The organism is uncultured Romboutsia sp., from assembly GCF_958366745.1.
GTDB classification, from domain to species: Bacteria; Bacillota; Clostridia; order Peptostreptococcales; family Peptostreptococcaceae; genus Romboutsia; species Romboutsia timonensis.
Genome location: NZ_CATXCO010000184.1, coordinates 1 through 4,865, shown reverse-complemented (window position 1 = coordinate 4,865; position 4,865 = coordinate 1). Strand labels below are relative to the sequence as shown.

Genomic DNA, 4,865 nt, shown 5'->3' with positions numbered 1-4,865 from the left:
GAGTGTTTAAAAGTTCAGGATATTTACTTAACAACATCCTATCACCATAAATTATAGCTTGTAACGCTGAATCTATATGGGATTTAAATATATTATATCTATATAAAGCATCAGCATAACTTAAGTTACAAACATAAGCATAGAAAAATAAAATATAAGAAGTATCAGATTCTTTCCATGCACCCAAAATTTCATCTCTTAAATCATAATTTATAGCATTATAATTATATTCATTAGCTATTGTTAAAAACATCATACCAGTAGTATCAGAATGTGTAAGAGTATACTTTCTATCTTTAATAGGACCATATAAATTTATAGGCTCTATAAAATTTGTTTCTAGTTTATCGGGACTAAACCTCATACTATCACCAACTTAATACTTTTAATTTATATATAATATTAAGTTTAAGATATATATGACACATTAAATTTTAAGTAAATCTAATAACATATCCCACAAGGCACATAACCTTTAGACTTAGCTTCCTTTTCAGTCATCTTAACAGCACCTTTCATATTATGTGCATCTTTAGTAGAATGGTACTTGTTTGAACTAGAAGAACCACCATTAGCATAAACTATATTACTTGATGAACTAGAGCTATTAGAAGAAGTATTCTTATTAGAATTATAAGCATCTACATCATATCCTCTATCAGTTACATATCCATCAACAGACCATATATTTAATTTATTTGACTTTGCATAGTCCTGAGCCTTATAAAACTCATCTAAATGTCTTTTTTGAGAATAGATATATCCAACTCTAGCATACCCTTCAGATATTAATGTTTCATTAAACATTTGCCAATTAGAGTTATCTTTAGAGTAGTACCATAAATAACCTAAATGTCTATCATATTTATCAGTTTTATCACCTTCATCATATTCAATATAAACTGTATCTCCAGCTTTTAAAGTATTTTTTGCAAAATTTGATGCTTCTATTGAGTATGGTTGAGGATCAACACCTTTTTTAACTGACTCTGGAGTATCTACTAATAAAAGTCTTAAAGTTACAACTTCTTTAGTTTTATCTAATTTAAGTTTCATTGTATCTCCATCTACAACTCTTTCAACAGTTGCTTTAACAGAGCCTTTAGGAACTTCTTTACTAGAACTAGAGTCTTGATATGAACTATTAGATTCAACACTTACTTGACTATTACTAGATGTTGAGTCCTTAATTTGTGTTTGATTTGTAATTGTATTTTGGTCACCGTTAGAACATCCAGTAAAAAATATAGATATTGCTAATGCTGATGACAGAAATATTGATTTTAATTTATTAAATTTCATAAGATTTCCCCCTACATTATAAGTTTATTACAAAATATTATTATAATACATTTATTATGAAATACCAATAAATAGAGTGAAAAATGTAATTTATTGACGAGAATATTTTGTTTAAGTTAAACAAAAAAGGCAAATCAAATGACTGCCTTTTTCTATTTTATCCTTATAATATTTTTAGATAATTCATTAATACTATCAGATAAAGTCTGTAACTTACCCTCAATCCTCACAAGTAAATACATACTAAGAGCAATAGGAAAGCCTACAGAAGCTATCAAAGTTTGTAACTCTGAATTCATCTTAAAACACATCCCTTCAATATTTTTAATTAACAAAAAAGCTATGCCAAAAATTTAGACATAGCTTTTGTAAAGTAAACTTTTTTATAATTCTAAATCATAAGGTGTAGTATCAGTAACAACAACCTTAGCCTCAACTATTGATGCTATATCAGCACCATTAGGGGCAAAGATATTTTTAGCTACTACTAAATCCATAGCTGATTTTATCTCAGACTCAGTAATATCCTCTCTTGGGTCATCAACTGATAAAGAAACCTTCTTATCATCAGTAGTTTTAAAAGTCATAACAAGTCTTTTGTTTATTTCCATATTTATTCCTCCTTAAATATAATAATTTGAAAAAAGTAAATTTTTTAAGCTAAAGTAGTGTTATCTATCTTAGCTATTTCAATTGTAGAGTATTCTTGAAGCTCCATTAAAGCCTCTGCAACCTCATACACATTTTGTGCTGATGCATCAGGTTTAACTGATGAAAATGTCTTACTTTTAACCTTTGTTTTACCATCTACCATACCTAAATCTAGCTTTATTCTTAGACTTGATGGATTTTGCATTTCATTAACTACCATATAGCCACCTCCAATTATTTTAAAAGATTAATATCTTCTTGATATTAAGTATAGAAACTATTGTGTTTGTTATATATTAAAATCTTTGAAGAAAATATTTTATAAAATATTAGCAAATGATAGTAGAGTAGAGGAGATACTTGACGATATATCTTTTATGTATTTTTCAGAAGCTAGATTTGATTCAACACTAGGGTTAGATATAAAGTCTATCTCTATTAGTAATGCTGGCATTTTAGTTTTTCTAAGTACTGAAAACTTTTTTGATATTTTTACATCTCTGTTTAAAGTATTTATAGCCTTTGAAAGATTAGTGCATATGTTTTTAGATAATGTATACACCTTACTTTTTTCATCATAAACCCATACCTCACAACCCTTTGCTAATTTGTTAGTTGCAGCGTTCATATGTATACTTACAAAGTAGTCACATTTGTTTTCGTTTGCCTTTTTACTTCTATAATCTAGGAAGTAGTATTTATCATCTTGTCGTGTCGTTATTACTTGTTGATTATGTTTTTCTAAGCTTTCTTTTATAATCATTCCTATTTTTAAAACTATATTACTTTCTTTTGTATTATAAGCTCCAACTGCGCCAGAGTCTTTTCCTCCATGTCCAAAGTCTAAATACCATTTCATATTTATACCTCCTTATATTATTTTAGTAATAGTTTAATATGGTTTTATTTAAGATAAATATTAAACTATTTGAAGAATTTAGTAGGAGGCTTTGTACTTATTAGAGAATGTATATAGTATGTGTTTTAAAAAAATAAAGTTATATAGGAGGATATTATGTTAGATAATTTAACTATAAATGATTTACCAGAGGGAGTTGTTGATGTTGTTGAGGTTATAGGTATGGATGCTTTTAAGAGTTTGGTTAAGTTTGCTGGAGGAAGTAATTTATATATACCTAATGAATCAAGTCTTGTTAAAGGGGCTAGAAACAGGATGATTAGGGAGAGTTTTGATGGTGATTATAAAAAGGTTTCTAGAAAGTTTGGAATTAGCACAGCTCAAGTTAGAAATATCATTAACTATAATCATAAATATTAATAAAAAATATATATAATTGAATCAAAGACGATTATAGACAATAATAGAATGAAGTTGAAATGGAAACTAGACTAAAAGTTTTATATTATTTTAGTCTAGTTTTTCCAATATGGACTACTTAGTTATTATAAATATTTAATATAATGATTCAATTTACATTCCAATATGGTTTATATAATAAAACATATCAGATAAATTTAGTAAAGTCAAATAGTAATACTTCTATAATATATAAAATCCATGAATTATTATTTTAAAATATGTAGATATATATAATATATGTGTGCTACCATTACAGTATAAAATACAAGAAGGAGGTATATATGAGATTTTATTTAACGTTTGAATTAGAAAAAAGTTCATTGCCAAAAGATTATAGAAGAATAATATTAAGCTATATAAAAAACAAAAAGATTTTTGCTTTTCATTAAAGTTACCAAAAGCTAAATTTACAAAAGATGAAATAATATTAGAAGATAATAGTATAAAAGTATTATTTACAAGTGATGACAGACAAAAAACAGGACTTCTTTTGCAACAGGCATTCATGAAACAGAAAAATAAAAAATTTTTAATAACAAATCAAAATTCAATCACCTTAAAACAAATTCATCAACAAAGAGAACAAAAAATAACAAGCTCAAAAGTAATATTCAAAACATATGGACTTTGTATCAGAGATCATAATAAAGAAACAAACAAAGATAATCATTATGTATATAGTGATGAAAAGTTTAATGAACAATTAAAAGTAGTTCTGAAAAATCAAATATCTCAAACAGGGTTTAGCAAAGATATAGTAGATAGTATTAAGTTTTCGCCTATAAATTGTAAAAAGGTTTTAGTAAAGCATTACGATACATATGTAGATACAACAGTAGGATCATTTTTATTAGAAGGAAATCCATTATTACTTCAGTATTTATATGATGTAGGCATGGGAAGTCGAAATACAATGTTTGGTTATTTAGATTTATTAACACAGGATTTGTAAAAGGAGGCATTTAAATGAAAACTATTTTAGAAAATAATACAGATTTTAATGTTAAATTAGAGCCTTCTGACTGGAGATTTTCTGCTGCTATAGTAGGTCTTTTAGAATATTTTGAATATATAGATACATTAGAAACTTCTTATAAAGTAGAAGATGAGTATATATTGTACAATAGTGAATTAATAACAAAAGAAAACTATTTAAAATTTGTAGAAAAAAAATATGGTGAAAATCTTCATCATAAGTATGTAGAACTTAACTTAGAACATTATAATCAAGATAATAATGAAAATGATAATACATATATTATAAAGTTAATAAATGAAAAACTATCTGGAAATACAATAATGAAAAAAATATTTAAGAAAATTAAATTTGATGGAACTAATAGAGATGAAATATTGTCTTTAGTTAATAAACATAGAGAAGAACTAATTCTTGAAACTTTTAGGAATAAGTCAGACATGTATAAAAATTACTGTAATACTAACCAATTATTTAATGAAAATCAGAAGTATTGTAGATTAGTAGGTTATTATATTGATGCACCTAAAAAAGGAAAATCAACAGGGTTTGGATTTAATATGAGTAGCTTTGTTGGACAAGACATACAAGAGTTTGACTTTATACCATTTGCAT

Annotated in this window: 9 protein-coding genes; 3 read left to right on the top strand and 6 right to left on the bottom strand. The window is 26.0% G+C overall.

The annotated features are described in order from the left end of the window. From Q5F54_RS10715 to Q5F54_RS10690, 6 genes are all read right to left on the bottom strand, one after another. A partial coding sequence (locus Q5F54_RS10715; protein ID WP_302334408.1) for a staygreen family protein occupies positions 1-364 on the bottom strand: 364 nt, incomplete at its 3' end. Positions 365-444: 80 nt separating this feature from the next. Continuing rightward, on the bottom strand, positions 445-1,302 hold the full coding sequence (locus tag Q5F54_RS10710) for a thermonuclease family protein (RefSeq protein ID WP_288306336.1): 858 nt from the start codon (positions 1,300-1,302) through the stop codon (positions 445-447). Positions 1,303-1,454: 152 nt separating this feature from the next. Further along, complete coding sequence (locus tag Q5F54_RS10705; protein WP_071120338.1) at positions 1,455-1,601, bottom strand: YvrJ family protein; 147 nt, start codon at positions 1,599-1,601, stop codon at positions 1,455-1,457. 84 nt (positions 1,602-1,685) lie between these two features. After that, positions 1,686-1,913 carry a DUF2922 domain-containing protein gene (locus Q5F54_RS10700; RefSeq protein ID WP_281539090.1) on the bottom strand — a complete coding sequence of 76 codons (228 nt, stop codon included), beginning with the start codon at positions 1,911-1,913 and terminating at the stop codon, positions 1,686-1,688. A 44-nt stretch (positions 1,914-1,957) separates the two neighbouring features. Then, positions 1,958-2,173 (bottom strand): DUF1659 domain-containing protein, encoded by a 216-nt coding sequence (locus Q5F54_RS10695; RefSeq protein WP_071120340.1) that lies wholly within the window; start codon positions 2,171-2,173, stop codon positions 1,958-1,960. Between the two features lie 99 nt (positions 2,174-2,272). Next, a complete protein-coding gene (locus tag Q5F54_RS10690; RefSeq protein WP_302334407.1) occupies positions 2,273-2,812 on the bottom strand; it encodes an N-acetylmuramoyl-L-alanine amidase in 540 nt (179 codons plus the stop codon). A gap of 156 nt (positions 2,813-2,968) precedes the next feature. On the opposite strand from Q5F54_RS10690, the gene Q5F54_RS10685 reads away from it, so the two are divergent. From Q5F54_RS10685 to cas8a1, 3 genes are all read left to right on the top strand, one after another. Continuing rightward, positions 2,969-3,232: a Mor transcription activator family protein gene (locus Q5F54_RS10685; RefSeq protein WP_288248013.1), complete on the top strand. Its 264-nt coding sequence runs from the start codon at positions 2,969-2,971 to the stop codon at positions 3,230-3,232. A 388-nt stretch (positions 3,233-3,620) separates the two neighbouring features. After that, the gene (cas6, locus tag Q5F54_RS10680) at positions 3,621-4,226 is read left to right on the top strand and encodes a CRISPR-associated endoribonuclease Cas6 (RefSeq protein WP_302334409.1); all 606 of its coding nucleotides are present in this window, start codon (positions 3,621-3,623) and stop codon (positions 4,224-4,226) included. A 14-nt stretch (positions 4,227-4,240) separates the two neighbouring features. Continuing rightward, on the top strand, positions 4,241-4,865 hold a 625-nt coding region (gene cas8a1 / locus Q5F54_RS10675; RefSeq protein WP_302334406.1), incomplete at its 3' end, for a type I CRISPR-associated protein Cas8a1/Csx8.